At 60.3% G+C, this 24,743-nt stretch carries 26 protein-coding genes; 7 read left to right on the forward strand and 19 right to left on the reverse strand.

The genetic code is table 11. The features are described 5' to 3' along the window. Positions 1–44: 44 nt before the first annotated feature. A complete protein-coding gene (locus AACT07_RS16695; protein WP_069529007.1) occupies positions 45–1,091 on the reverse strand; it encodes an FAD:protein FMN transferase in 1,047 nt (348 codons plus the stop codon). A gap of 335 nt (positions 1,092–1,426) precedes the next feature. Between AACT07_RS16695 and azu the strand changes: the two genes are divergently transcribed. Together azu and AACT07_RS16705 are read left to right on the forward strand one after the other, a co-directional pair. Beyond that, on the forward strand, positions 1,427–1,867 hold the full coding sequence (gene azu, locus AACT07_RS16700) for an azurin (RefSeq protein ID WP_069529009.1): 441 nt from the start codon (positions 1,427–1,429) through the stop codon (positions 1,865–1,867). A gap of 137 nt (positions 1,868–2,004) precedes the next feature. Further along, positions 2,005–2,208 carry a hypothetical protein gene (locus tag AACT07_RS16705; protein ID WP_083249997.1) on the forward strand — a complete coding sequence of 68 codons (204 nt, stop codon included), beginning with the start codon at positions 2,005–2,007 and terminating at the stop codon, positions 2,206–2,208. Positions 2,209–2,213: 5 nt separating this feature from the next. On the opposite strand, the gene AACT07_RS16710 is transcribed toward AACT07_RS16705, so the two are convergent. From AACT07_RS16710 to AACT07_RS16760, 11 genes are all read right to left on the reverse strand, one after another. Beyond that, a complete protein-coding gene (locus AACT07_RS16710) occupies positions 2,214–2,669 on the reverse strand; it encodes a PD-(D/E)XK nuclease superfamily protein (RefSeq protein WP_069529010.1) in 456 nt (151 codons plus the stop codon). Positions 2,670–2,762: 93 nt separating this feature from the next. Next, a complete protein-coding gene (locus AACT07_RS16715; protein ID WP_069529012.1) occupies positions 2,763–3,326 on the reverse strand; it encodes a HutD family protein in 564 nt (187 codons plus the stop codon). An 85-nt stretch (positions 3,327–3,411) separates the two neighbouring features. Then, on the reverse strand, positions 3,412–4,071 hold the full coding sequence (locus AACT07_RS16720; RefSeq protein ID WP_069529014.1) for a YceH family protein: 660 nt from the start codon (positions 4,069–4,071) through the stop codon (positions 3,412–3,414). 139 nt (positions 4,072–4,210) lie between these two features. Further along, positions 4,211–6,343, reverse strand: a complete 2,133-nt coding sequence (locus AACT07_RS16725; RefSeq protein ID WP_069529015.1) for a diguanylate cyclase domain-containing protein — start codon at positions 6,341–6,343, stop codon at positions 4,211–4,213. After that, entirely contained in the window at positions 6,340–7,533 is a 1,194-nt protein-coding gene (locus AACT07_RS16730; protein ID WP_069529017.1) for a sugar ABC transporter substrate-binding protein, read from the reverse strand. Before AACT07_RS16730 ends, AACT07_RS16725 begins: the two co-directional genes overlap by 4 nt. A gap of 162 nt (positions 7,534–7,695) precedes the next feature. Beyond that, positions 7,696–7,911, reverse strand: a complete 216-nt coding sequence (locus AACT07_RS16735) for a YdcH family protein (protein ID WP_005337763.1) — start codon at positions 7,909–7,911, stop codon at positions 7,696–7,698. Between the two features lie 276 nt (positions 7,912–8,187). Then, positions 8,188–8,799: a hypothetical protein gene (locus tag AACT07_RS16740; RefSeq protein WP_021230678.1), complete on the reverse strand. Its 612-nt coding sequence runs from the start codon at positions 8,797–8,799 to the stop codon at positions 8,188–8,190. Next, positions 8,796–10,157 carry an MATE family efflux transporter gene (locus AACT07_RS16745; protein ID WP_013723595.1) on the reverse strand — a complete coding sequence of 454 codons (1,362 nt, stop codon included), beginning with the start codon at positions 10,155–10,157 and terminating at the stop codon, positions 8,796–8,798. The genes AACT07_RS16740 and AACT07_RS16745 overlap by 4 nt, the downstream gene beginning before the upstream one ends. 121 nt (positions 10,158–10,278) lie before the next feature. Next, complete coding sequence (locus tag AACT07_RS16750) at positions 10,279–12,102, reverse strand: SulP family inorganic anion transporter (RefSeq protein ID WP_021230679.1); 1,824 nt, start codon at positions 12,100–12,102, stop codon at positions 10,279–10,281. A 71-nt stretch (positions 12,103–12,173) separates the two neighbouring features. Further along, positions 12,174–12,764, reverse strand: coding sequence for a nucleotidyltransferase family protein (locus AACT07_RS16755; protein ID WP_058055884.1), 591 nt, complete (start codon positions 12,762–12,764; stop codon positions 12,174–12,176). Beyond that, positions 12,751–13,011, reverse strand: a complete 261-nt coding sequence (locus AACT07_RS16760; RefSeq protein ID WP_005337747.1) for a GNAT family N-acetyltransferase — start codon at positions 13,009–13,011, stop codon at positions 12,751–12,753. Before AACT07_RS16760 ends, AACT07_RS16755 begins: the two co-directional genes overlap by 14 nt. Before the next feature lie 194 nt (positions 13,012–13,205). On the opposite strand from AACT07_RS16760, the gene AACT07_RS16765 reads away from it, so the two are divergent. Beyond that, complete coding sequence (locus tag AACT07_RS16765; protein WP_124928964.1) at positions 13,206–13,511, forward strand: hypothetical protein; 306 nt, start codon at positions 13,206–13,208, stop codon at positions 13,509–13,511. A gap of 3 nt (positions 13,512–13,514) precedes the next feature. On the opposite strand, the gene AACT07_RS16770 is transcribed toward AACT07_RS16765, so the two are convergent. The 4 genes from AACT07_RS16770 to AACT07_RS16785 are packed head-to-tail and all read right to left on the reverse strand — an operon-like array spanning position 13,515 to position 17,294. Further along, positions 13,515–14,699: an iron-containing alcohol dehydrogenase gene (locus AACT07_RS16770; RefSeq protein WP_069529023.1), complete on the reverse strand. Its 1,185-nt coding sequence runs from the start codon at positions 14,697–14,699 to the stop codon at positions 13,515–13,517. Between the two features lie 18 nt (positions 14,700–14,717). After that, positions 14,718–15,236 (reverse strand): hypothetical protein, encoded by a 519-nt coding sequence (locus tag AACT07_RS16775; RefSeq protein WP_005347224.1) that lies wholly within the window; start codon positions 15,234–15,236, stop codon positions 14,718–14,720. Continuing rightward, positions 15,217–15,837, reverse strand: a complete 621-nt coding sequence (locus tag AACT07_RS16780; protein WP_069529076.1) for a TetR/AcrR family transcriptional regulator — start codon at positions 15,835–15,837, stop codon at positions 15,217–15,219. The genes AACT07_RS16775 and AACT07_RS16780 overlap by 20 nt, the downstream gene beginning before the upstream one ends. 11 nt (positions 15,838–15,848) lie before the next feature. Further along, positions 15,849–17,294 carry a coniferyl aldehyde dehydrogenase gene (locus AACT07_RS16785; protein ID WP_069529025.1) on the reverse strand — a complete coding sequence of 482 codons (1,446 nt, stop codon included), beginning with the start codon at positions 17,292–17,294 and terminating at the stop codon, positions 15,849–15,851. A 212-nt stretch (positions 17,295–17,506) separates the two neighbouring features. Between AACT07_RS16785 and AACT07_RS16790 the strand changes: the two genes are divergently transcribed. The 3 genes from AACT07_RS16790 (at position 17,507) to AACT07_RS16800 (ending at position 19,434) form a co-directional block, all read left to right on the forward strand. Beyond that, entirely contained in the window at positions 17,507–17,800 is a 294-nt protein-coding gene (locus AACT07_RS16790) for a hypothetical protein (RefSeq protein ID WP_005353197.1), read from the forward strand. Positions 17,801–18,023: 223 nt separating this feature from the next. After that, the gene (locus AACT07_RS16795) at positions 18,024–18,992 is read left to right on the forward strand and encodes a nucleoside hydrolase (RefSeq protein WP_069529027.1); all 969 of its coding nucleotides are present in this window, start codon (positions 18,024–18,026) and stop codon (positions 18,990–18,992) included. Positions 18,993–19,098: 106 nt separating this feature from the next. Continuing rightward, positions 19,099–19,434 carry a DUF3634 family protein gene (locus AACT07_RS16800; RefSeq protein ID WP_005353195.1) on the forward strand — a complete coding sequence of 112 codons (336 nt, stop codon included), beginning with the start codon at positions 19,099–19,101 and terminating at the stop codon, positions 19,432–19,434. A gap of 87 nt (positions 19,435–19,521) precedes the next feature. On the opposite strand, the gene AACT07_RS16805 is transcribed toward AACT07_RS16800, so the two are convergent. Continuing rightward, positions 19,522–20,727, reverse strand: a complete 1,206-nt coding sequence (locus AACT07_RS16805) for a c-type cytochrome (protein ID WP_069529029.1) — start codon at positions 20,725–20,727, stop codon at positions 19,522–19,524. Next, entirely contained in the window at positions 20,724–22,649 is a 1,926-nt protein-coding gene (locus tag AACT07_RS16810; RefSeq protein ID WP_069529031.1) for an NAD(P)-binding protein, read from the reverse strand. The genes AACT07_RS16805 and AACT07_RS16810 overlap by 4 nt, the downstream gene beginning before the upstream one ends. 366 nt (positions 22,650–23,015) lie before the next feature. On the opposite strand from AACT07_RS16810, the gene AACT07_RS16815 reads away from it, so the two are divergent. Further along, positions 23,016–23,390 (forward strand): DUF805 domain-containing protein, encoded by a 375-nt coding sequence (locus AACT07_RS16815; RefSeq protein ID WP_069529033.1) that lies wholly within the window; start codon positions 23,016–23,018, stop codon positions 23,388–23,390. Positions 23,391–23,472: 82 nt separating this feature from the next. Here AACT07_RS16815 and AACT07_RS16820 read toward each other — a convergent pair whose 3' ends face one another. Next, positions 23,473–24,576 (reverse strand): YdcF family protein, encoded by a 1,104-nt coding sequence (locus tag AACT07_RS16820; RefSeq protein WP_069529034.1) that lies wholly within the window; start codon positions 24,574–24,576, stop codon positions 23,473–23,475. Between the last annotated feature and the right edge of the window lie 167 nt (positions 24,577–24,743).

Below are 24,743 nucleotides of genomic sequence, written 5' to 3' on the forward strand. Positions count from 1 at the left end.
CGGGACAAGTGAAAGAAAAAGGCCCTGTTGCCAGGGCCTTGAACTCACCGTTTTTTCTCTGCCAGATAGGGAGCAAATTGCGGCGTGTACTCGGCCTTGAACCCCTGTTCGGTCTTGATGATGAGATAGACCGCCAGCTGGTGCTGTTTGGCAAATGCCAACCCCGCTTCAGGCCCCATCACCATCAGCGCGGTATCGAGAGCATCGGCCTCCAGCGCGGTCGGGGTGATGACGCTGGCGGAAACCAACTTGTGGGTGACCGGCTGGCCGGTGGCGGGGTCGATGATATGGGAGTAACGCTGGCCATCCAGCTCGTAGTAGTTGCGATAGCTGCCCGCGGTGCTGAGCGCCATACCGTTGGGGATGACGATATCGGAAAACGCTCCCGGTTGATCGGATGGTTCGACGATGGCCACTTTCCATGGCGAGCCCTTGCTGTTGTTGCCCTTGCTGCGCACCGCACCGGCCACTTCGATCAGGTAGTTGTGTACCCCCTTGCCTTCGAGCAGGGCGGCAATCTCGTCAGAGGCGGCCCCCTCGCCAAGGGTGGAGAGGTCGAGATAGAGATCCGGGATCGTTTTTTCGAGCAGGAAGTGATCCCCTTGCGGGGTCAGGGTCAGCTTGTCGATGCCCACCTTGTGGCGGGCGGCGGCGATGGCCGCCTCATCGGGCCGCTTGACCGGCCGTTTGTCCGGGCCAAAGCCCCACAGATTTACCAGAGGCCCCACGGTCACATCCAGCTTGCCGTCGGTCAGCTTACCGGCATCCATCCCCTGCTGGACTATGATGGCCATGGCGGGCGGGATGGCAAACGGGGTATTGGCTGGCCCCTGATTGAAACGGGAGATGAGCGAACCCGGATCGTAGGTGGAGATCTCCTTGTTCATCCGGGCTAGCAAACTTTCTACGTCACTTTTGAGGGCGGGCTCCCCACCGGGGTAGCTATCGCTCAGGGTCACCACATAGTAGGTGCCCATGGTCTTGCCCTGAATACGGGTCTGGGCAGGCGGGGTTGGTTGGCAGCCGGCCAGCGCCAGCAGCAGGGTCAGCAGCAGGCCGCGCAGGGCCGCCACGGGGGTTATCGCATTCATCCGGCGCTCTCATCTGGAGAAGGTTCATATCGGGGCGCTAGCTTAGCCAAGGGGCGCCCGCCGGGCGAGCCCTGATAGGGGCAATCGGAGGGAAAAGAGCAGAAAAAATTAAACAGTTTTGAACCTGTGACAGCCGAGCGCCGTATCGTCCATCCGTGAGGGAGATAGTGGCGAGTAGAGCACCGTCTGGTGACCTGGCCCGCAGCTTTGGCCAAAAGCCATAGCCGATTGAAGACAATTGAGTAAAATGAAGGTCGATTTAGACGGCATCTTTGCGAAGCGTTAACCGCATCCGCCAAGTCGTTGCCATCCATTGCCAATCAAAGGAGAAGATGATGAAAAAGGCGATTACCCTGCTGTTTCTGAGTACCCTGGCTGCCCCCGTGCTGGCGGATGAGTGTGCACTGGTCATCGAAGGCAATGATGCCATGCAGTACAACCTCAAAGAGATGAGCGTGCCGGCCACCTGCAAGGAGGTGACGGTCACCCTGAACCACACCGGCAAGCTGCCCGTGACCGCCATGGGTCACAACTGGGTGCTGGCCAGCACCGCCGACTATCAGACCGTGGCAACTGCCGGGATGAGCGCCGGGGCCGAGAACGGTTATCTGCCCAAGGATGATCCTCGTGTGCTGGCTCACACCAAGCTGGTCGGCGGCGGCGAGAGCAGCAGCGTGACCTTCAAGACCGACGGTCTGGCGGGCAAGGATCTCACCTTCTTCTGCTCCTTCCCCGGCCACTTCGCCATGATGAAGGGCTCCTTCAAGGTCAACTAAGGTGCTGACCGGCACGAGCCGGTTGCCTCAATAGAAAAGCCGGGATTTCCCGGCTTTTCTATTGAGCTATATATCTGACAGAATTGGCTGGCATCAGACGAGGTTTTTGTTCTAAAGACGCTGGAAGATACACGGAAATGCAATTAGTAAAATTGGTTCTCAGTTGTTGTTTACTCTTGGTGTGTACCATCGCCTTGGCAGCAGAACCTCCGGTAAAGAAAAGTCGTAGTGGTATATGTCATCCGAAAGGGGGGACTTATTACAACCGAACCAAGCATTATATCCCTTATGACACAATGCAAGCATGCCTCGACAGTGGAGGGCGGGCACCCAAACGTTAATCAAATTAGAGCCAGAGTGAAAACTCAGCCAAGTCATAGCATTTGACATTTTTGGTCGCGCATTTTTTCGCCTCGGATTTTAGCCATTCAAATGCAGCTTTTTTATGGCCTTGGCCTTCAATCAAAATGATGACATTTTGTTCAGGGGCTTTGTTTGCGCTTTGTAAAAAGAAAGGAAATTTACGGTCTACAGAGCCAGAAACTTGTTGCTGATGAGGCTCAATACGAGTTAACCCATCAATTGGATGGTTAATTACAAAAGCACTGATTGCTTTAAGCCCATAGAGATCCTCGTAAGGAACTCTGCATTTGAATGTTTTGGCATTAACTAATTTATTATCCTCAACATAACCAAATTCATTCAAAATCTCTCTAATTCTTTTCTGTAGTTGTTGATTACTTTTTTCTTCTTCAGTGGTGAGTTCTGGTGGTGTTTCGAATCCATCAAGTGTGTATTGCATAGGATCTCTCATCACAAAAGCCATGAGAGACCCATATTACTCCGAGATATATAACTTTCAATATTCGTGAGTGATTTTTAACCGCGGCAGATCCTATTTGAGAACATCCTGCAGGGTAAAGAAGGCGATGGCGGTCTTCTTCTGGCATTCGAAGTGAATGATCTCTTCACCGGTCACCACCAGTGTCTCGTTGATGGCCACCTCTTTGCCCTGCACGGCCAGCTGGCCGCTCAGCAGGTGACAGAGGTAGGTCTTCTCTGGCTCGAGGGTAAGGGTCAGCGGGAAGGGGAGGTTCAGTACCCGCACGTTGGCGCTGATGCGATCCGGATGGTAGATAAGTCCCAGATCGGTCACCTCTTTTTTCAGCAACTCGCAGTGGGTCTCCTCATCGCCGCTAAAGTGCGCCGCCTCGAAGGTGGCGTAGGGGTGGCCGTTGAGCACAAAGCCTGCCCCGCTCACCGGCAGCAAAATGCGCTGATAGCCGGGAAAGGGGGAGAAGGGACCCGCGCTCTTGATGGGGGCCGAGCTCAGTCGATAGTCAAAATCGAGTTTGGCAAGGCTGCTCCCCGTGGGGGAGATGAGGATCTGGCTGGTGGTGCCCTGCTGGTTTTTCCAGGGCATCTTCTGGTGGTCAGACTCTTTAATCAGGGTGATCACGGGCACTTCCTCACGATAAAAAAACGCAGGGAGCCGGGGACATCAGCCCCGGCTCCCTGATAGAGATTGGCGATGATAAAGGCGATCAGCCCTGACCATCCAGCGCAGCCAGCCGTGCTTCCATGGCGGCGAGACGACTCTTGAGCTCGCTCACCTCCTGCTCCAGCTCGCTCAGGCGGTCGGCGGCAGGGGAGGCATAGGCCGCGGCGGGGGCAGCATCCATCATCGCCTGAATATCCACTTCGCCGCTAAACAGGTGAACGTAGCGGGATTCGCGCTTGCCCGGCTCGCGCGGCAGCTTGACCACGTAGGGTCCACGCTCGATGAGCTGGGTCAGCACCGCATCCACCTCGGTGACATCATCGAAGCTGCAGAGGCGGTTGGTACGGGAGCGCAGCTCCCCCGGGGTTTGCGGGCCGCGCAGCAGCAGTTCGCAGACGATGCCGAGCTCCTGGGCACTGAATTTCAGCTCGCCAAATTCGGTGTTGCAGAATCTGTGCTGATAGCGGGGCACCCGGGCGTTGAAGCCTGCAGTGTTGACCACCAGCCGCTTGCGGATCAGCTCGTCCACCACGGCGCGGATATCGAGCTCGGAGAGCTCCAGCACCGGCTCGCGGTTGCTCTTCTGGTTGCAGGCGTTGACCAGTGCATTAAGGGAGAGGGGATATTGATCTGGGGTGCAGATCTCTTTTTCAATCAGACAGCCGATGACGCGGGCTTCCAGCGGGCCAAGTACTAACTCCATTTCCTACTCCCTTCCAAATCGAGACATCAAGAGCCCCTATCTTAGTCATGGTCCGCGCCGCGTCTAGCGTTGTGCGCCATTTTTGCGAGCTGATCAGGGCGTTGGCGAAAGGCTCGCCAACGCCAGAGGCCTCCGCTTTTTATCGCTGCCCCTGATAGAAGCGCGCCTTATTGGCATACATGGCATCGTCAGCTACCCGGCTCAGCTCCGCCAGGGGGGTCTGGTCGCTGCTGCTCCAGCCGATGGCAAAACGCAGCGGGAAGCTATGCTCCCCATGCTGCACGATGGCGTGCTGCTGGCTTGCCTCCAATCTGCCTGCCAGCAGCTGGCTGGCGAGGTGATCTGCCTCCGCCAGCAAGACGAACTCGTCGCCGCCGATGCGGAAAATCTTCTCATCCTGACGGCAGAGGGTGCGCAGCTGGCGAGCCATCTGGATCAGCAGGGCGTCGCCAGCCTCGTGCCCATACTGGTCGTTGGTACGCTTGAGGCCGTTGAGATCGAGCATGAAGAGGGCGAGGTGACGTTCGGGATGGCGTGCCAGCACCGCTTGATAGTGGTGGAAGGTCTCTTCGAACGCCTGCCGGTTGGGCAGCCCGGTGAGGTTGTCGGTGCGGGCGACCCGCGCCAGCTCGTCGGTGAAGAGGCGCCCCTCGATGCCCACCGCCAACTGCTTGGCAAACAGCCGCAAGATGGCCCTGTCTTCGGACTCCAGCCCTTCGGCGCTCACCATCAGATAGCCAAACAGCACGCCGCTCTGGCTACCGGGCAGGGTCATGATCTTCCAGAGTGCGTTATCCCACTGGCATTCGGAGTGTTTGACCTCCTCATCCATCAGTTGAGTCAGTTTCTCCTGCAGGGCATCCCGCAAGGGGGAATCGACCCCCTGGGTCAGGGAGTAGTGGGGCTGGCCATCGCGACGGATCACCAGTCCCCAGCGGTGGCCGGGATAGAGCTGCGAGAGTTGCAGCAGGGCGGAGCTGGCCAGCTCGGCAATATCGATATCCAGCTGCTGGTGCAGACCGAACTGCAGCCAGGATTGCAGGATATGGCGGCTACGCTCCTCCCGGCTCAGGGCCGAGCGCAGGGCGGTCGTTTGCGAGGCAACCTCTTGCTCCAGTTCGTCGTTGAAGCCGAGCAGCCGCTGGTTGAAGGCCTCTTTCTCGCTATTGGCCTGCTGCAGCTGTTCATTTTGCTGATAGAGCGCCCGCACCTGATCCGAGATGGTGCTGGCCATATCCTGCAGCAACTGGCGCACCTCGTCGTACTCCACAAAGCGCAGCGGTGCCTGCCGTTGCTGGTAGTTGCCCTTGCCATAGCTGCGCACCAGCGCGGCCAGCGAGCGCAGCGGTCGGGTGAACCAGCGGGTGAGCCAGATGCAGCCGATGGCCACCAGCAGCAACATGACGGCGATGCTGACGGTCAGCAACTGCTGGGATTTATTGAGCTCGCTGACCCTGTCATTGCTGTAGCTGTAGAGGGTGATGGTAGGGGTGATCTCCTGCTCCAGCTGGGGCCAGCCAATGGCCAGGGGCTGCGCCAACTTGCTTGGCTCCCTGTCATCTATGGCGTTCTGGTGAGCCCCTTCGTAGAGACGGTTCTCGCCCTGGGAGATCACCAAATATTCGCTCCCCTTGAGATAGGTTTCCAGCAACTGGGCCATCTGTCGCCAGGGGAGAATGGCCATCACGAAGCCGGAAGGGGTCTGCATCACCCCAGCGCGCTGGTGGTTGCGATAGATGGGGGCTACCAGCGCCAGCCCGCGGCTGCGGTTTTGCTCCATGTCGTCGACCAGCACGGGATCATCGACGGGCAGCAGCAGATGCTTGCCCTGTTTTGCCTCGCGGGTCTTGCCCCAGGCCATCAGCTGCGGCATCAGGTTGCTCGACTCGAGGTGGGAGGCCTGACCATTGATGTATTCCACCACCAACCCCTTGTCATCGATGAGGTAGGCCGAGGTGAGCAGGCTGTTGGATTTGACAAAGGTGGCCAGCGCCAGCCGGGCATGGCTGGAGAAGAGAAAGTTGTCGAGGGCCTGATGGAGCACCCGATCCTGACTGAGTTGATTGATCTGGGTGCCGATCAGCTCGCTGCGAAAGCGGGCCTCTCGGGTCATGCTGGTGAGGGCTCGCTCCAGCTGTGACTGCTCGCTCTGGGCGATGATCTGGTGCTGGCGGATCAGCAACACTGTGCTGGCCAGCAGCGCCGGCAGCAGGGCGACGGTGAACAGGATGATGATGAGGGTCGGGCCGAGCCGAAAGGTGCGATGTTTCATGGTGTTTTGACCTGCCGGTACTGCTGATCAGCCAGCTGCTGCATATAGCGGGCGGTGTCGGCGGCACTGATCCCCTCTTTAAAGCGCTCGAACCCTTTCTCCATCGCTTGCCAGGCGATGGACATGGCGCTGTCGGAGGGCATGGGGGTACTGAGGGTGAACTGCTCCAGCAGCACTTTTTCCTGAGGCGTGGGATGGCGGCTGATGGCGGCGAATGCCTGCTGATTGACCGGCAGCAGCGCCCCCTGATGATAGATGAACTGCTGAATATCCTGACGCTGGATAAAGTCCATCAGTGCCTTGATGACGGGTTGCCGATCCTCATCGTCCATCGCCCAGCGGGAGGCTCCCAACACGTAGGCGCCGCTCATGGAGTGCATGGGATGGCTTTGCCAGCGGGGCAGCAGGGCGACGCCCAGCTTATCCCCCATGTTCTTCACCAGATCATTGAACGCCCAGTCCCCATTGATGAGGTAGGCGCTCTTGCCCTCATTGAAGCGGGCGAGGGCGGTGTCATAGTCGCACTCGGGATCGACCCACTGTTCGCTGGCGACGGTGCGGTAGGCCTCCAGCGCCTGCACCATGGCTGGGCTGTCGAGGGTGATGCGCCCTTCGGTCACCGGCGAGCCGCCAAAGGTGTGTAAAAAGGCGGCGAAGTAGTACATGTCGTGATAGGGCCAGCTGACGGGGTAGACCCCCTTGACCTTGAGGGCCGGGGTGATAGCTGTCAGTTGCTGCCATTGGGTCACCGGAGTCGAGACCAGCGCCTTGTTGTAAAACAGCATCAGATGGTTGCCCTGCATCATGGGCATGCCCCAGCGTTGCCGATCCAGGGTGACATAACGCAAGGCACTGGCCATCAATGAGGGGGAAAACCACTCGGCCGGGAGGGGAGCGAGGGTCATCTGGCGATAGAGGCCGATAAAATCGGAGGGGATCAGCATCAGATCGGGCAGCCCCTTGGCCTGAGCTGCCAGCAGGAGATCCGCCTTGATCTTGCCCGGCTCAATCTGGGTGACCCGTACTCTGTGGTTCCCCTCCTGATTGAAGCGGGCGATCACGTCGTCGATCACGTAACCGGCCTGCTGGGAGTGCCACAGCTCCAGTTCAGGCTCCTGAGCCTGCAGGGGATGGCTCAATGCGAACAGGCAAAGCAGCAAGAGATGATAAAAAGATCGTTTTCTGCTCATGTTATCATCACCGTTATTCCCTGAATTCCAAGGGAAAAATGTAACAAACTACCGGCAAGATCGGTAGGCTCGGGTGTCAACTAATTGACTGAAACAACAAAAAGCCCGGCGCGTGGGCCGGGCTAGGGGATAAATTGCTTATCCGCATATTCTTCGAGGCATCTATTGTGGATGTTGTTTGAGGATGTCGTATATCTCCTCTTTCAGTTTGAGTTTCTGTTTTTTCAGATCTCTCACCTCGGCGCTATAGTCGCTGGCGTGATGCTTTTCCAACTTTCTAATCTCCGCATCCAGGTCGTTGTGCAAGTCAAACTTCTTCTGGAAATGGACATCACTGCTCTTCAGTTTCGAGATGAGTTCTCTGTACTCTGGGAACATGTAATGGAGCCTCCTTGGTTTCGTTTGATTGTGCCTGTAAGACCAAAGCTACCCCTTAGTGCCGGGGATAAATGTGATCCTGATCGGATTTGGGGGCAATGATTTGGAGTATTCGGCGGGATATTTATAACTTGTTGAATCAAAACAAGATAAGTGATTTATCAATCTGAATGGTGAGCCAAACTGTGCGACAAGTCACAACAGGTGCAGTGTTGGCGTGAGGGTGCAGGATCAAAAAAGGGGCCGAGTGGCCCCTTTTTATGGATGCAGGCAACGTTACTCTTTATCTTCGTCCGCCTGCTCTTTTTTCTTTTTCTTCTCGGGCAGCGGCTTGCCATCGCGGTGGATCACCTTGCCCGCTTCAAAGCCAATCTGGGCCGCCAGCTCCTCCAGATCCGCCGACTTGGCCTGATCCCCGATGGCGTAGCGATAGTTGGCGATGGAGAGCTTTTCGGCCACCGGCGTGCCCGGGACGATAGGCTCGCGCCAGCCCTGGCCGATGTGGGCCACTAGGGTGCCGTTCATCAACAGCTCGCCGACGATCTCCTGGGTCGGATTGCCCTTGCCGTAGGTGAGACCCTGCGGGTGCTTCTTGCCGACCAGCGGCTCGTTGCTGGCGGGGATCAGCTTGGTGCGGATCAGCCACTTGGGCTTTTTGGTGTTGCCCACCGCCTTGCCGGTCTGGTACTCGTTGATCTTGATGGTCTTGATCATCTGGGCCATGAAGTCCTTGGTCAGAGCCTTCTGGGCGTCGCTGGTTTCATCGATGGCGATGGGGGCCACATACCAGGTCTGGGTGGCTTGAGCCTTGGGAGCGGCAGGGGCAGTTTGCGCCATGGCCAGGGGGCTGAGCAGGATGGCAGCCAGCAAGAGTCCTATCTTCTTCATTGTGATTCCGCTTTTGTTTCAACAAGAATTTTGTTTTGCCAGCGACGACTGCGCCAGCGCCAGAACATGGCCAGACCGCGCACCCACTCGTCGCAGGCCAGCGCCAGCCAGATACCGACCAGTCCATAACCCTGCATGATACCGAGGAAATAGGAGAGTGGCACGGCAATTCCCCACATGGAGAGCAACGCCATGTAGAGGGGGAAACGGGCATCCCCGGTGGCCCGCAGGGCATTGATCACCACCAGATTGAAGGTGCGGCCGGGTTCGAGGATAAGGCTGATAAGAAACAGTTGCGCCACCTGAGTGATGATGTCGGCATCATCGGTAAAGAGGCTGATGATGGTACGGCCATTGAGGGCTGCCGCCACGGCGATGACGCAGGTGACTGCCAGCCCCAGCTTGAGGCTTTTGAGCAGCTGTTGATAGGCGCGATCGAACTGCCTGGCACCTGCCAGATGACCGATGATGATCTCGTTGCCAAGGCCGATGGAGAGGCCAAACAGCAGGATAAACAGGCAGATCTGAAAGAAGTAGGACTGGGTTGCCAGCGCCTTGTCACCCAGCAGTCCGACAAAGGCTGTCACCACCATAAACTGCAGCATCCAGGAGAGGTTCTCTCCTGCCGCAGGCAGGCCGATATGGAGCACCTTGCCCAGCATCTCCCGACTGGGGTGGACGATATCGCGCACCACCAGCCGAATGCCGGTCTTGCGGGCGACCAGCCACACCAGCAGCACCACGCCGATCAGTCGCCCGGCAACTGTGCTGATGGCGACACCGGCGACGCCAAGCTGGGGCAGGCCGAACCAGCCGTAGAGCAGCAGCAGGTTGCCGACGAAGGTGATGAGGTTGACGATGAGGGTCACATACATCGCCTGACGGGTGTGGCCGTGAGCGCGCAGGGTGGCAGCCAGACAGAGGGCCGCGGCCTCCGGTAACAGGCAGAGACCGATGATCTGCAAGTAAAGCGTCCCGTCGCTCATCAGATTGGCAGGCAGGTTCATCAGCGCCAGCATGGTGCTGGCCCCCGCCATCACGCCGATGGCGGCCACCAGACCGATCAGCAGGTTGAAGCCGATGGCGGTGTGGATCACCACCCGACTTTTCTCCCGATCGCCCGCCCCCAGATACTGGGTGATCACCACGCTGGTGCCGATGCTGACGAAGCTGAACAATGTGATGGCGAGATCGAACACCTGATTGCCGACCGCCAGCGCGGCCACTCCCTGATAGGAGACGTGACCCACCATGAAGGTGTTGAGGGCGCCGGTCAGAAAGTGCAGGGCGAGATCGATAAAGAGCGGCCAGGTCAGCGCAAAGAGGGTACCCGGGCCTGCGTGGGATTGAGATTGCATGGCATGTCCAACAGCTGGGAGGGCACGGGGGAGTGCCCTCTGGGGGCGCATTTAACACCAAGGCCCTGGCCGGTGCAATCCTTGTACAGGATTGCACCGGCCAGGGGAGCAGGCCAAGGGGTCAGGCAGGCGTGGCGCCCGCCTCCTGTTCGCTTGGCAGGGTGAGGCGAGCCGAGTCGGGCAGGGCATCATCCTGCGGCCAATTCGAGCGGATGGCATCTGTGGTGCTCTCCACCACCGCATCATCCTTGAACACCGGCTCGCGGTAGCAGCGGGTCAGGCGCAGCGCCTGATACATGTCGGGGCAGAGGATGATCCCCTCATCGCCCACCCGCACGCCTGCCTGCTTTAACCAGTGAGTCATCTGGCCGTGGCGACCCGCCATCACCATATGGATGCCGCGCCGTTTCAGCTCTTTGTGCAGCTCTCCCACCATGCTCATCACGCTGATGTCCTGATGGGTGAAGCAGGCGACCGCATCGATCACCAGACACTTGGGGGCTCGGGGATCCTGCACCAGCAGGGCCAGCACCCGCCGCTTGAAGTAGGGGGCGTTGAAGTAGGTGAGCGGCGAGTTGAAGCGATAGACCAGAATACCCGGGATCGCCTTGGCCTGTTCGTTGTCCCCCAGGGTACGTACCACCCCCTCGTCATCCATGCCAAGCAGCTGGTCGGTGGGACGCATCACATTGCGCAGGAACTGGAACAGCCCCAGCAACACGGCAAGGGTGATCCCCGGGATTACCCCCATGGTAAGCACGCTGATAAAGGTGACCAGCGCCAGCCAGAAGGCGGAGCGATCGGAGTGGCGCAGGGCCCAAAGACCGCGAAAATCGGTGAGCGACAGGGAGGCCATCACCAGTACCACCCCGAGGGCGGCGGTGGGAATATATTTGAGCGGCGCAGTCAGATAGAAGGTGATGAGGGCGATCACCGCCGCGGCGATGATGGAGACCAGCTGGCTCTTGCCGCCGTTGGCATCGTTGACCGCGGTGCGTGAATCCGCGCCGCTGATGGCAAAGCCTTGCGAGACCGCCGAGGCGAGGTTCGCCATACCGAGGGCTCGAAACTCCTTGTCCGCGTCTATCTCATAACCGTTTTTGGCTGCAAAGCTGCGAGCGGTCAGCATCATGGAGACGAAGCTCACCATGGCCAGGTTAAGGGCAGGCAGCACCAGCTCCCGCATCAGACCGGGGGGAAATTCCGGCATCTGGAACGCGGGCAGGCCGGAGCCCACCGTCCCCAGGGTGGCGATATCAAACTGGCCGAGATTAAAGCCCCACACCAGCGCAGCGGTCACCACCATGGCCACCATGGAGGAGGGCCATGCCGGTTTGTAGCGCTTGGCCAGCAGCAAGGTGAGCAGGGCTACCAGACTCATGGCCAGAGTGGGCAGATGGGTCTGGGTGATATAGGTGGCCCCGCTGGCGATCCGCTCGATGAGGTAACGTTCGCTGAAAGTGAAGCCGAAGATCTTGGAGAGCTGGCCCACCATGATGGTGATGGCCACACCATTGAGCAGCCCCATCAGGATCGGGCGGGAGAGAAAGTCCGCCAGCACTCCCAGCTTGAAGCGGCTGGCAATCAGGCACCAGAAGCCGGTCATGGCGGTCATGGTCATCACCAGTTGCCAGTGACGGGTGGGGTCGCCTGCGGCTAGCGGCGTCACCACGGCGGCGATGACCGCACAGGTGGCGGCATCGGGGCCGACAATCAGCTGGCGGGAGGTGCCAAACAGGGCGTAGACCAGCATGGGCAGGATGCAGGAGTAGAGACCGACGATGGCACCCACCCCGGCAAGCTCGGCATAGGCGATGGCGACGGGCAGCGCCACGGCCGCCACCGAGAGTCCGGCGCGAAGATCTGGCATCAACCAGGCGCGCTGGTAATGCAGCAGGGCGGCGAGGCCCGGTAGCCAGCGTTCGAGAGAGAAGAAGTCGCGCATTATTTAACCCATTGAGTTACAACCAGCTTTTCCCCTAGTGTGCCCAAGGTTATCGAAAGATTGCAATCAGGTTATGGCCAGTTTACCTGAAGGTCAGGCCAGATAGCCTGCCAGCGTTTCTCCTTGATGCGCTGGGTAAAAATCTGTTTGTCCTGACGACATCTGGGGTTGGCACTCACTTGCAGCGACCAGTTGATGGTAAAGCCGTAGGGGGCGAGCCACTCGAACTCGCCATCTCGGGTGAGGCGTACGCCGATGCAGGTGGGCACCTCGACCCAGTGGCTGAGCGCCTCAAGGCTGCTGGCAAACGGCGCTACCAGCTGGCGAGTGTGCATGCGAGCCTGATTGCGTACTTCCCACTGCTGGCCGGGCAGGCGTTTGGCGAGCCAAGCTTCGTGCTCCGCTTCGGCCAGCCCTTGCGGGTCGCTTTTATCGAGATAGATAAGGTCGATATCGTTGAGCGGGGTGGGCACCGCCTTGTGGTGAAGGTGATCCCAGATGAGGTTGCGGATAAAACCGGCCCCCAGCGCCCAGTCGGGCAGATTGAGCTCGGCCGCGGCTTGCAGGCAGGCCATCCGCTGCGGATCGGCCCGCAGCAGGGCTTCTGTTTTGGCTTGGAATTGCTGTTCGAGGGCGGAGTTCAGAGGTTCAGTTGTTGGCATTGCGGCGTAACCAGACATCAATGTAGCGGCAGCTCGGCACTATAGTGAGCCCCTCCGCCTGAGTCCAGTTGAAGAAGGCGCGTGCCAGCTGATCGGCAATCCCCTGCACCCGCAGCTCGGGGGGCACGAAGGTGCTGTAGGCGTCGATGGTCTTGGCATCGAGCCGCCGGTAGCGCAGTCTCGACTCTTTCCCCTCCACCATACAGATGAACTGCTGCTGGTTGGCCTGATGGATGATGTCGCTCATGGTGGGCACCTCTGGCATAAAGTTGGGTCTCTCGGCACAACATAACTGTTAGCCAAGGTATAGAACAGATAGTGGATGATGTATCGATTGTTATCAGGATTATTGAGCCAGCTCTTGCTCTCTGGCTTTTATCTTGGCACGAATCGATGTGGCAATAATCAGCAAGTTCGGAAGAGGTAAAAATGGACACGGTAATGTTGAAAGTTACCCGGAAGGTGTTGGCTCAAAGTCAGAACAGCCCAGATCAGCGGCAGATTGCGATTTCTGATGCATCCAACCCTGAACTCAAGGTTCAGTTTGAAACGGCAGGTAAAAATAGAAAAATTCGGCTGTTGTTGGCCAAGAGAATCTCATTGTGGATGGGGGATACGGGGGCTATTTGGTATAGCCACAACCACGCGAGCAAAAAGAACCAAGAGGATTTTGATCAACTCTTTTCATTGTTGGCGCACCATCCTGATGCGCCATTCCAGTTTATTTGTGAGGTTGCGGCCGATTAGCCACTAGGCCCAGGCTCGCTCCAGCAGGGTGAGTAACTGCTCACGGTCGGCGTCCTTGCGATTGAACAGCATGGCACCGTCGTTGACCGCCAGATCGCGGATCTCGGTCAGTAGCGAGCGATCGCTTACCCCTGCCTCGCTCATGGTGCGCGGCAGCTTGACCGCTTGCCACAAGGTGTCGCGCAGGGTGCGAATGGCTGTGATGGTCGCCTCCGCCCGCTGATGGGCCGGGGTGGCGGCAAAGCGCTCTGCCCCCACCAGCGGCAACAGCAGCCGGGCCAACTCGCTATCCACCTCGGGGCGGTTGTAGTCGAGCACGGTCGGCAAAAAGAGGTTCATGCATAGCCCGTGGGGCAGATGGCAGCGCGCTCCCAGACTGTGGCCGAGGGCGTGCACCAGCCCCACCATGGAGTTGGAAAAAGCCATGCCAGCCAGCGTGGAGCCTTCCGCCAGTTGCAGCCGCAGCTGCTTGTTTTGCGGGTCGTGGATGATTTGCGGCAGGGCGCTGGCGATCTTCTCCACTGCCATCAGGGCCAGCGCATCGCTCACCGGGTTCTTGGCGGTACCGATAAAGGCCTCGATGGCGTGGGTCATGGCGTCCATGGCGGTAGCGGCGGTGATATTGAGGGGCAGTCCCTGGGTCAGGCGCGGGTCGAGCACCGCCAGCTGGGGCAGCAGGAAGGGGGAGGTGAAGGGCACCTTGCGCCCGCTCGCCTCATCCTTGATCACTGCAACCAATGTCACTTCTGATCCTGTGCCCGCCGTGGTGGGCACCACCGCCAGCGGCTTGAGGGGACGGGTTAGGCAACCGGCGCCCGAGTAGTCGAGCAGATGATCCCCCCCCATGGAAGTGAGAATGTTGACTGCCTTGGCGGTGTCGATGACCGAGCCGCCCCCCAGCGCCACCAGACTGTCGCAGTCGAGCTCGCGATAGCGTTTGGCGATCCGCTCCACCACGGCGGTGGAAGAGTCGGCCGGGATCTCGTCCCAGATGGCGGCGACCGGCAGCTCCCCCTCGGCCAGCACATTGGCCAGCAGGGTGGCAAGGCCGGTGGCATTGACCCCCTTGTCGGTCAGCAACAGCGGGCGATGGGCCCCGAGGCTGGCCAGCTCGCTGGCCAGCTGCTCCAGCGCCTGTTCACCGGCCAGCAGTTTGACCGGGCAGAAAAAATCGTAATAGCGGCTCATTTCAAGGCTCCTTGCGCGTTAGCCGGTCACCAGACCCAGATAGATGTTGCAGGCCCGGCCGATCTTGTTGGTCGGGGCGGGATAGTGGCGCAGCAGAGGCCGCGCGATAAAGGCGGGCAGGATCAGGGACTGCAACTGCTCAAGCCCCCGCACCAGATGCATGGCAACGGTCAGGTCTCCCTCCACCAGCAGCCGGTTTTCGCCAAATGCCTGATTGACCCCGAGCCGAAAACTCAGGGCGCGAAAGGCGATATTGGGATGCTTGAAGCGCACCCGCAGCGGATGGATGGTGGCATGAGGGGCGACTGGCGCGCCGGGATACCAGCGCCCACCCTGCTTGTGCATGTTCATGGCGTAGCCGATGCCGCCTACTTCGAGGCGAATAGCCAACCCGTCCGGCAACGGCGCCAATTCACGGCGTACTGCCTCGTCGGTGCGGGCGGCGCGGCAGAGGGTACGACCCACCACCCAGAGCAGTGTGGTGATCCAGAGGCTGCGGCCAAGTGCGGCCAGAGATTCAACGGTCGGAGTTGTCATAGGGGTTGGCTCCTGAGATGGCTGACCAGAAGAGGGCAAAGGCACTGGCTTGCCAGTAGCCGTCTTCTCCCAGCTCCGGTTGATCGACAAACAGTGATGCGCAGGCGAGGAACTGGCCCTGACACACCTCCAGCAACAGTGGCGCGGGTGCCTGCATCAGCTCGCCGCTGGCCTGCCCCTTTGCCAGCAGGGCAGGCAGAAAGCGCAGGGCATCGTTCAGGATCTGGCTGCGGGCCGGTCTGGCCAGCAGCGGAGAGTGAAAGAAACCCAGCACAAATTTGAGCTCATTAGGGTTAGCCAGCATCCACCCCATCGCCTGTTGCCAGTAGTGGCGGGTCTGGTCGTACAGCGGCAGGGTGGGATCTGCTTCATGGATGGCGCCCCCCATCCGGGTCTTTACATCCTGATAGAGGGCGAGGATCAGCGCCTCCTTGCTCGGAAAGTGGTGGAACAGAGTGCCGTTGGCCACCCCGGCCGCCTTGGCGATACGGGCGGTGGCAGCCCCCTGCAGGCCATCTTCGGCGCAGAGGGCGAGGGCGGCATCCAGGATCTGGCGGCGCTTGTCGGTCATGGTTTGTGGCTGCGGGATAGCCTGGTTCATGGTCATCTCCATCATCGCAGGAAGAAGGCCATCATCAGCTTCTGGATCCAGCTGTGGTAGGGCGGATGGATCAGGGACCCGGTGGTGAACTTGCCGCGGGTCAGCACGGTTTTCGCCTTGGAGAAGGTAAGAAACCCCTCGTGGCCGTGGTAGTGGCCCATGCCGGAGGCGCCGATGCCGCCAAACGGCACATCGTCGGCCGCCACCTGAAACAGGCTCTCGTTGATCGCCATGCCGCCGGAGTGAGTCTCCCGGGTCACCCGCGCCTGCAGCTCGGGGTCGAAGCTCATCAGATAGAGGGCCAGCGGGCGGGGCCGCTCGGCAACATAGGCGAGCGCCTCCTCCAGAGTGTCGTAGGGGATAAGTGGCAGCAGCGGCCCGAAGATCTCCTGCTGCATCACCTGACAATGATGGGGCACCCCGGTCAGCAGGTGGGGCACCAGCAGGCGACGCTGATCGTCGCGGGCAGGGCTGCCACAGGGGTGGAGCTGGGCTCCCGCCTGCTCGGCTTCATCCAGCCAGCTGACGAGGCGCTGATACTGGCGGTCGTTGATGATGGCGCCGTAGTCAGCACTATTGAGCCCCTGCGGGTAGAGCTTACTGAAGTGGCGGCGATAGGCGGCGATAAAGTTATCCACCTCGCTGCGGGGCAGCAGCACATAGTCGGGGGCGACGCAGATCTGCCCAGCGTTGAGGCTCTTGCCGAAGATCATCCGCTCGACCGCGGTGGCGACCGGCATGTCGGGGGCGATGAGACAGGGGCTCTTGCCTCCCAGCTCAAGGGTGAGGGGGGTAAGCTGGGGCGCGGCGGCAGCCATCACCAGCTTGCCCACCATGGTGGAGCCGGTAAAGAGCAGGTGATCGAACGGCAGTGAGCTGAACGCCGCCGCCATCTGGGCATCCCCTTCGATGATGGCGATCTCGTTTTCGTCAAATACGCTGGTGAGCATGGTGCGCAGCACGGCATTGGTATGGGGAGTGAACTCGGAGAGTTTCAGCATCGCCCGGTTGCCCGCCGCGATGGCGGTGATGAGGGGGCCAAGGCTCAGCATCACCGGAAAGTTCCACGGCACGATAATGCCGACCACCCCGAGCGGCTGGAAGTGCACCTCTACTTTGGCGGGGGCCAGCAGCAGGCCGGTGTGGCGGCGGTGGGGCTGCATCCAGCGCTTGAGCCGCTTCTGGGTGTAGTTGATCTGCATGATGCAGGGCAGCACATCAGCGATCAGGCTGTCATAGTGGCTGCGCTGGCCATAATCTGCTGCCAGCGCCTTGCACAGCTGCCCCTTGTGGGCGAGCAACGCCTGCTTGAGTTTGGTCAGCTGCGCCCGGCGCTCGGCCAGGGTTGGCATGGGGTGAGCCAGACTCGCCCGCTTGAGCCGTGCCAACTGATCCGGCAGGGACAATTTGATGGCGAGGATATCCTCAGGAGTGTGTTGAAGCTGCGCCGCACCCATGTTGTTCTCCGCATGAAAAATGACCGACTGATTAGTCGGTCTAAATCTAGCTGTTTGTTACCGGAATGTAAAGCTGGCAAGCTGTCTGCCGTTCACCATGAGCCGGACGCAAGAGAGAACTGTGTGTCTCCCCACACTTTTGTGGTTTGCTCGTTGGTGACTTATCTAATAAGGGGTAGTTTTTGGCTATTAACCTACACGGAGAGAGCACTATGACCAGGGAACTGAACAGCTTGTTGGCCCGGCTTGAAGATGTGGTTGAGCGGATGCCGGATTGCTTCAACACCTACGAATTCGCCCAGAAGCTGGCACTGCAATATCAGCCGGAATTCTTTGCCGCGGGCCACTCTCTGGCCGAGCACGAGGGCAAGGTACTGCGGGTGCTGCACCAGAAGATCGCCGAGGCGCTGGCAGGCAGCGAGATGGTGATTGAAGGGGCGCTGCTCCCCTGCGTCACCCCCTGGGGGGAGAAGGCGACCTCACCGCGCTGGCATCGCAAGCACTGAGGGGCGGAGTAAGGCAGATCACTGCCAGATAGCAGATAACGAACAACGATAAAGGGCGCGGCGCTGGCAACAGGGCCGCGCCGTTTTTTGTGCAGATTGTCGCCAGCAGCGCCCCCGCTGCCGGGAGCAAAGGCCCGGTCTGTGATCCCATGCCGGGATACGGGGGCGTCAGCCGGGTAGACTCTCCCTTTTGTCGCAGGGTTTGTCACCGTAGGAATTTCTCATGACCCATAAAATCATTCTGGATACCGACCCGGGTATCGACGATGCCATGGCCATCCTGTTTGCCGAGGCCCACCCCGCCATCGAGCTGCTCGCCATCACCACAGTTTTTGGTAACGCCACCATCGACAATGGCACCCGCAACGCCCTCTGGCTCAAGCAGAAGTACGGCATGAAGGCGGATGTGGCCAAAGGCGCTGCCGCCCCGCTACTGCGCGAGCCGGTCGGCCCTACCACCATTGTCCACGGCCCGAGCGGCTTTGGCGACATGGAGGCGGGGGAGGTGACTATCGCTCCGGATCCCCGCCCCGCTTGGCAATATATTGTCGAGGCGGTGAAAGCCGCGCCGGGGGAGATCACCCTTGTCACTATCGGCCCGCTGACCAATCTGGCGCTGGCGCTACAACAGGCGCCCGAGATTGTCTCGCTGGTGAAACAGGTGGTGGTGATGGGGGGCGCCTTTGGCGTCAACGGCCATCGCGGCAACGTCACCCCCTATGCCGAAGCCAATATCCACGACGATCCCGATGCCGCCGACCGGGTCTTTACCGCCGACTGGCCTGTGGTGATCATCGGGCTGGATGTGACCCAGCAGAGCTTCTTCAGCAGCGCCTATCTGGATGAACTCAGGGACAAGGCGGGGGAGCCGGGCCGCTTCCTGTGGGATGTCAGCCGCTTCTACCTGCGCTTCTACTCCGAGAAGCTGGGGCTCTCCGGTTGCCACGTTCACGATCCGTCCGCCATCGCCTATGTGATCGATCCGACCCTCTTTACCCTGCGCGAGGGGCCGGTGCGGGTGATCAACAGTGGCCCGGCCATCGGTCATACCCTGCAAAAGTTCGATGGCAAGCGCCACTCCCACGATGACTGGGCAGCCTATCGTCCGCAGCAGGTCGGGGTGTCGGTGCGCGATGACGCCTTGCTGGCGCTCTATCGCGAGACGCTGGTGGGCTGGGGCAAGGATTGCTGAGCAAAGAGGCGCTATTGCGCTGACGCGGGGGCTGTGATCGACGCCAAACAATCGGAGCGCACGGCCGCTTATACTGCCTGATATCAAGAGCTTGGGAGGGATGAAGATGGCCTGGATTTCCTTGATAGTGGCGATAGCCCTGATCTGGTGGTTGATGAAGCTGGGGCGTGGTGCCCTGTTCGAGATCCGCCTTGCCCCCGGCAAGGTGGTGGTCAAGCAGGGCAAGGTGTCACCCGCCTTTATTGAGCATGCCAAGCAGATCTTGCGCCACGACACGGTGCGCGGTCGCATCGTGGGGCAGCGTGATGGCGATGGCGTGAAGCTGATCTTCTCCCGCTCCATCCCCGAACCGGTGGCCCAGCGGTTTCGCAATATCTTCCCCTATGGCGATTACCGCCAGCCAACGGCGCCGCTGCCGGGGCCCAAATCCCGCAAGGGATAAGCACCGGAACGTGGTTCATCAATAGCAAACGGGCCTCCAGTGGAGGCCCGTTTTTATGGCACTTGGCCAAGAGAGAGCTGACAGCCCTTACTCCTTGCCGTGCAGCTCGCGCTGGGCCTTGACCGCCGCCGCCTTGACGGCGGTGCCTTCATTGCCCCAGGAGGCGCGCAGGGTGTTGACCAGCTCGGCGAGCCGCTCGTCATCCATGGTCCAGCCATAGCCCGGCATGTGGTAACCCAGATGGCCGTGGGTGACCGGGGTCTCGGCACCGTGCAGCAGCACATTGATCAGGCTCGACGGATCGCTCGCCAGCACGGTGCGGTTGTTCACCAGCGATGGAATGACGTGGTCATTGCCCTGGCCGTTGACCCCGTGACAGGTGGAGCAGTACATGGCGTAGTCCGCCTTGCCGCTGGCACTGGCGTAGGCGCGGGCCCCTTTCTCCGCCACCTGTTCATCTTTCAGATCGGTCAGATAGGTGGCGATGCTGGCCAGATCGGCGTCGCTGAAATACTGGCTGCTGTGAGTGATCACTTCCCCCATGGGGCCCGCGACCGCTTCATGCTGGCTGCGGCCGGTTTTCAGCAGGTCGATCAGCGCCTGCTTGCTGTAACGGCTGCCGCGAATGTCGGGGGCATACCAGCCATCCAGCGCGGCACCGCTCAGGTAGACGGGATCCGCCTCGGTCAGCGCTTTCTCCTGCATCCCCAATCCGCGTGGGGTGTGGCAGCTGCCGCAGTGGCCGGCACCCTGCACCAGATAGGCGCCACGGTTCCACTCTTCGCTTTTGCCTGCGACCGGGGTGAAGCGGCTGTCATCGTGGTAGACCCAGTTCCAGCCCATCAGCGGCCAGCGCATGTTGAGGGGCCAGGGGATGTCGCTCTCCTTGTTGGCAATGGCCAGCGGTTGCACCTCCTTCATCAGATAGTGATAGAGATCTTCGAGATCCTTATCGCTCATCTTGGCGTAGGCGGTGTAGGGCATGGCCGGATAGAGGCGATGGCCATCGCGGGCCACCCCTTCACGCATCACCTTGATGAACTCCGGCAGGCTGTAGTTGCCGATACCGTGGGTCTTGTCGGGGGTGATGTTAGTGGCAAATACGGTACCGATGGGGGTCGGGAACCCTTTGCCGCCCGCCAGCGGCTTGCTGGTTTCGCTGGTGTGACAGGCGGCGCAATCGCCGAGCTTGGCCACGTATTCCCCCGCCGACATGGCGGGGGTTGCGTTGGCGGCAAGGGCGGGCAGGGCCAGCAACAGGGCGCTGGCGGTCAGTGACAGGGCGCGGTTCATTGGGCACCTCCCTTGCTCATGGCAACCAGCTCGTTGACGGCGCGCCACGCTTCGTCGATGGCGGCGTGGGCGTAGGGGCTCCAGCCTGCATCCGAGTTGGCGATGGTGATGTTGCCGATCGGCTGGCGACCCAGTTCAATCCATTTTTCGCACTGCGCTTCGTCATCAAACAGGGTGTTGGTGACATAGGAGTAGCCGTGAGACCAGCGGTTGACCGTGATGGCGAGGATGTCCTGCTCATGGTTGAAACCGGCGCTGCCGAGCATCCCCTGCAACTGTTCGCGGATCATCTGTTCATGCTGCTCGAACGGCATGCCGAGGATCATGGCGCGCCCCTTGCGGGACTGCTCGCGGGCCGAGAGGCCGCTGCCCGGCAGGGTCGGCACATAGACCATGTGCAGGCACATGGGCTGATCCGGGCTCTTGGGATGCTCGTAGCCACCCATTCTGACCGGATAGTCGAGCTTGACCCGGCTGTAGGGGGCGGCAGGGGAGTAGACCTCGTGCACCCCCAGCTTGACGAAGGCTTGCCAGTTCTTGATCACCACCTTGGTGTAGACCAGCGGCGCCTTGGCATTCTGGCGCAGCGCCTCCTTCTGGGGCTCCGGCATCTCGGGCACCATGTAGGGGATCATCATGTTGTAGCCAGCCATGATCGACTGCTTGGCCCGCACCCGGTGCAGTTTCCCCTCCTTGATGTAGGTGACATCCACCGCCAGCTTGCCGTCGGCGAGGCGCACGTTTTTGGCCTGTAGCGCCGTGCTGCCAAGGCGCAGTTGCACCTTGTGCTCAGGCAGGTCGAGCTTGCTGTAGTCAAACTTGGCCAGCACCACATCCTGCATGGTGTGACCCGGCGCCACCTGCGGAATGAGCTTGCGCACCATCAGGCGGGTGAGACCGGCGTTGCCATCGGGGAAGTGGAAGATGTAGGGGTCGTCCAGCTCCGCCTGCTCCTCGGCATCCAGCGGCGTCAGATTGAGGCCGTCGAACCCCGGCAATGCGCAGAGGCGCGCATCGGCGCAGGCGGTGGCGTCGATGCCGACCGCCTGGAAGTCGTTGGTGCGCTGCTGGAAGTAAGTGATCGCCCGCTCGCTCAGGCCCACTTTATCGCGCAGGAAGGTGGTGTAGCTGTTGCGAGTCACCCACTCATCCTGCTGCTCACGGGTCATGCCGCTCAGGTAGTCGATCTTCGATTCGTGCAGGGCCAACAGGGCGGCCTTGTCGGCATCATCGAGGGGGAAGTCACCGATAAACTCTGCCAGCGGCCGACCGTTCAGGCGATCGCGCGGGATATCGTCCGCCACGTTGTGGCCCGGATCCCCGTTCACTATCTTGTTGACGCCAAAATGTTTCTCGTCGAAATAGACGCCGCGGCTGAGCCCCAGATCCGGATAGAAGGTCTGCTGGAAACCGGCGGCCAGCTCGTCGATGTTGACCTCCAGCGCCTTGAGCAGACCGAGCGCAACCGGGCTGTAGACCGAACGCGGTGATTGCAGGGATTCACTGCCGCCGTAACCCAGACGCAGGCCATCGGGGGTGGTGAACTCGTTGCGCTTGGCGTGGCCGCCAAAGTCATCGTGGTTGTCGAGTAGCAGGATCTTCTTATCCGCGCCGAGCAGTTGCTGATAGAAGCAGGCGGCGGCCAGGCCGCTGATCCCGGCGCCGACGATCACCAGATCGTACTCCCCCTCAAGGGGAATATTGGCAAAATCATACTGCTTGCCGTCACGGGCGATGCTGTGGGCCGGTTCGAAAGAGCCCGGGTGGTTACCGCGCAGGCCGGTGAGGGCGGGCGGGTAGGCCAGGGTTTTATCCGCCAGCGTGCTGCCGCCTTCGGCAGCCTTGAGCAGATTGATGGGGGCGACGCCTGCCGCAATGGTGATGGCAACGCCGTTGAGAAAATCTCTGCGTGTAATACTCATGGCTATCCCTGTGTTAGGAGAAGTAATGAATAAGTGGATTCATTATGGGAGGGAGACACAGATCCTGTTCAGGATTGGGCGCCGAATCTACCGCTATCCTCACGCTGAGTCCATACGATTGCTAATGGATTATTAAGCACCATTTTCCTGCTTGTGACGAGAGTGATGCGCTGATGGGGGAGATTTGCCCTGTTGCAGGGCAAATTCTCTTCCGGCTCGGTCGGTCAATGATTGCCGCAGCTGATTAGTTTGGGAGGCGTTCGGGCATCATTGTCGACTCGGGGGGATGATCGCGCTAAGCTCTTAACTACTTGTTTTATCGACTCTCTTTTTATTCATAGGCATAAAGGCCACTCAGGAGGCGCAATGAACTGGTATATCTCGGTCCTCAAGCAATATGCGGTATTCAGCGGGCGGGCCCGTCGCACCGAATACTGGATGTTCGTGCTGTGCAACGTCATCGTCATGCTGCTGCTCGGCATGGTGGACAAGCTGATCGGCGGCGACAAGGAGCTGATAAGCTCCATCTATTCGCTGGCTGTGCTGCTGCCATCGCTGGCGGTGGCGGCCCGTCGTCTGCACGATACCGACCGCAGCGGCTGGTGGCTGCTGCTCGGGCTCATCCCCATTATCGGCACCCTGGTGCTTATCTACTTTATGGTTTGCAACGGTCAGCAGGGGCCAAACCGCTTCGGTGATGATCCCAAAGCAGCCCCCTCGCAGGGCTTTATCGTCAGCTAACGGGCTCGGCTTGGCCAATCATCGATCAATAAAAAGAGAGGGAGGCATCACGCCTCCCTCTCTTTTTCGTTTTGATGGCCGATCAACGCTCGATCAGCGGGGCGGAGCGGTAGCTCCACATGCCGTAGGTGCGCAGGGCGTCGCGGTAGATGCCGAGCAGCTCGCTCTCGCTCGGGGTGGCCAGCTCCTCGAGGGGCTTGTCGGGGTAGCTGACGCTCGCCACCTTGATGTTGGCCGGGCCAATCTGGTCGCAGGCGATTTCCAGCACCGTCTGGCCGCGGCGTACATGGCTGGCGGAGCTTACAAGCACCGCATAGTCAATCTGGTGGCGGGCGAGGGCATAGGCGCTGTAGAGGGCGTTATCCACCGTGCTGGTGGCGTAGTTCTCTTCAATCAGGCGGCTGCGATCGATGCCGTGGTTGGCCAGCCAGTCAGCCATCAGCTTGCCCTCGGTCTGGCGGTTCTGGGGCACGCCGCCGGTCAGGATGATCAGCGCTTCCGGGTCGGCCTTGGCCAGCTCAAGGGTGGTTTGCAGACGGCCCAGCAAGATCTTGTCCATGCTGCCGTCGGGATTGAGGGCGTAGCCCAGGGTGACGATGGCGCGTTTGCCCTCCCTGCTGGCCTTGACCTGATCCCCGGTCAGTTCGGTTTGCAGCGGGGCGGCGGTGATCCGCTGCACCCGGGCGATGATCTCCTCCAGATCGGCGGCGCGGCCACTGTTGCGATCCGCCACTTTCGCCAGATAGCTGCGGGAGGCATCCTTGTTGCCCTTCACCAGCTGCCAGATGGCGAGATAGCTGTTGATGTCGAGATCATCGGGGGCGACGGCCTGCGCCTGCTCCAGCAAGGTGATGGCGCGGCTCAGGTTGCCGTTGTAGATCTGGGCGTTGGCCGCCGAGATGAGCAGGTCGGTGCGGTAGGGTTCCAGCTGGTAGGCGGCCAGCAGCCGCTCGGTCACCAGCTCCATATTGCTCGGCATCTTGGCGGTAAAACCGGCGTGGGAGATCTTGGCTGGCGACTTGTAGATCTGCAGCGCTTCGCCGAGCAGCATGTCCACCGCCTGGCGTTTGCTGACCAGGGTATTGAGGTCGTGCTCCATCTGCATCGAACTCTCGGCCGCTTGCAGGGTGAGGGGCGAGAGCGCGAGCAGGCCGCCGAGGGTGAGGGCAAGAAGGGTCTGTTTCATCAAAAGGTCCTCTGTCGGGCTGAATCGCGCCGTGGCGCAGCGGTTTGCGGGCCGATGCGACGAGGCAAATGTGCGTCAATTCAGTCTGTTAGTGCCAAAGAGGGGGCAATATACCAGTTAACGGTGCGGCAAACTGTGAGTCGGGGCGAGTCGTCGGGTGATGCCAC

Source organism: Aeromonas sp. ANP5 (genome assembly GCF_963870295.1).
Classification (GTDB): Bacteria; Pseudomonadota; Gammaproteobacteria; order Enterobacterales; family Aeromonadaceae; genus Aeromonas; species Aeromonas veronii.

Excerpts from the sequence above, each read along its gene's own strand:
- AACT07_RS16695 (WP_069529007.1), bottom strand. The coding sequence starts at position 1,091 with ATGAATGCGATAACCCCCGTGGCGGCCCTGCGCGGCCTGCTGCTGACC.
- azu (WP_069529009.1), top strand. The coding sequence starts at position 1,427 with ATGAAAAAGGCGATTACCCTGCTGTTTCTGAGTACCCTGGCTGCCCCC.
- AACT07_RS16705 (WP_083249997.1), top strand. The coding sequence starts at position 2,005 with ATGCAATTAGTAAAATTGGTTCTCAGTTGTTGTTTACTCTTGGTGTGT.
- AACT07_RS16710 (WP_069529010.1), bottom strand. The coding sequence starts at position 2,669 with ATGCAATACACACTTGATGGATTCGAAACACCACCAGAACTCACCACT.
- AACT07_RS16720 (WP_069529014.1), bottom strand. The coding sequence starts at position 4,071 with ATGGAGTTAGTACTTGGCCCGCTGGAAGCCCGCGTCATCGGCTGTCTG.
- AACT07_RS16725 (WP_069529015.1), bottom strand. The coding sequence starts at position 6,343 with ATGAAACATCGCACCTTTCGGCTCGGCCCGACCCTCATCATCATCCTG.
- AACT07_RS16730 (WP_069529017.1), bottom strand. The coding sequence starts at position 7,533 with ATGAGCAGAAAACGATCTTTTTATCATCTCTTGCTGCTTTGCCTGTTC.
- AACT07_RS16735 (WP_005337763.1), bottom strand. The coding sequence starts at position 7,911 with ATGTTCCCAGAGTACAGAGAACTCATCTCGAAACTGAAGAGCAGTGAT.
- AACT07_RS16740 (WP_021230678.1), bottom strand. The coding sequence starts at position 8,799 with ATGAAGAAGATAGGACTCTTGCTGGCTGCCATCCTGCTCAGCCCCCTG.
- AACT07_RS16745 (WP_013723595.1), bottom strand. The coding sequence starts at position 10,157 with ATGCAATCTCAATCCCACGCAGGCCCGGGTACCCTCTTTGCGCTGACC.
- AACT07_RS16750 (WP_021230679.1), bottom strand. The coding sequence starts at position 12,102 with ATGCGCGACTTCTTCTCTCTCGAACGCTGGCTACCGGGCCTCGCCGCC.
- AACT07_RS16755 (WP_058055884.1), bottom strand. The coding sequence starts at position 12,764 with ATGCCAACAACTGAACCTCTGAACTCCGCCCTCGAACAGCAATTCCAA.
- AACT07_RS16760 (WP_005337747.1), bottom strand. The coding sequence starts at position 13,011 with ATGAGCGACATCATCCATCAGGCCAACCAGCAGCAGTTCATCTGTATG.
- AACT07_RS16765 (WP_124928964.1), top strand. The coding sequence starts at position 13,206 with ATGTTGAAAGTTACCCGGAAGGTGTTGGCTCAAAGTCAGAACAGCCCA.
- AACT07_RS16770 (WP_069529023.1), bottom strand. The coding sequence starts at position 14,699 with ATGAGCCGCTATTACGATTTTTTCTGCCCGGTCAAACTGCTGGCCGGT.
- AACT07_RS16775 (WP_005347224.1), bottom strand. The coding sequence starts at position 15,236 with ATGACAACTCCGACCGTTGAATCTCTGGCCGCACTTGGCCGCAGCCTC.
- AACT07_RS16780 (WP_069529076.1), bottom strand. The coding sequence starts at position 15,837 with ATGAACCAGGCTATCCCGCAGCCACAAACCATGACCGACAAGCGCCGC.
- AACT07_RS16785 (WP_069529025.1), bottom strand. The coding sequence starts at position 17,294 with ATGGGTGCGGCGCAGCTTCAACACACTCCTGAGGATATCCTCGCCATC.
- AACT07_RS16790 (WP_005353197.1), top strand. The coding sequence starts at position 17,507 with ATGACCAGGGAACTGAACAGCTTGTTGGCCCGGCTTGAAGATGTGGTT.
- AACT07_RS16795 (WP_069529027.1), top strand. The coding sequence starts at position 18,024 with ATGACCCATAAAATCATTCTGGATACCGACCCGGGTATCGACGATGCC.
- AACT07_RS16800 (WP_005353195.1), top strand. The coding sequence starts at position 19,099 with ATGGCCTGGATTTCCTTGATAGTGGCGATAGCCCTGATCTGGTGGTTG.
- AACT07_RS16805 (WP_069529029.1), bottom strand. The coding sequence starts at position 20,727 with ATGAACCGCGCCCTGTCACTGACCGCCAGCGCCCTGTTGCTGGCCCTG.
- AACT07_RS16810 (WP_069529031.1), bottom strand. The coding sequence starts at position 22,649 with ATGAGTATTACACGCAGAGATTTTCTCAACGGCGTTGCCATCACCATT.
- AACT07_RS16815 (WP_069529033.1), top strand. The coding sequence starts at position 23,016 with ATGAACTGGTATATCTCGGTCCTCAAGCAATATGCGGTATTCAGCGGG.
- AACT07_RS16820 (WP_069529034.1), bottom strand. The coding sequence starts at position 24,576 with ATGAAACAGACCCTTCTTGCCCTCACCCTCGGCGGCCTGCTCGCGCTC.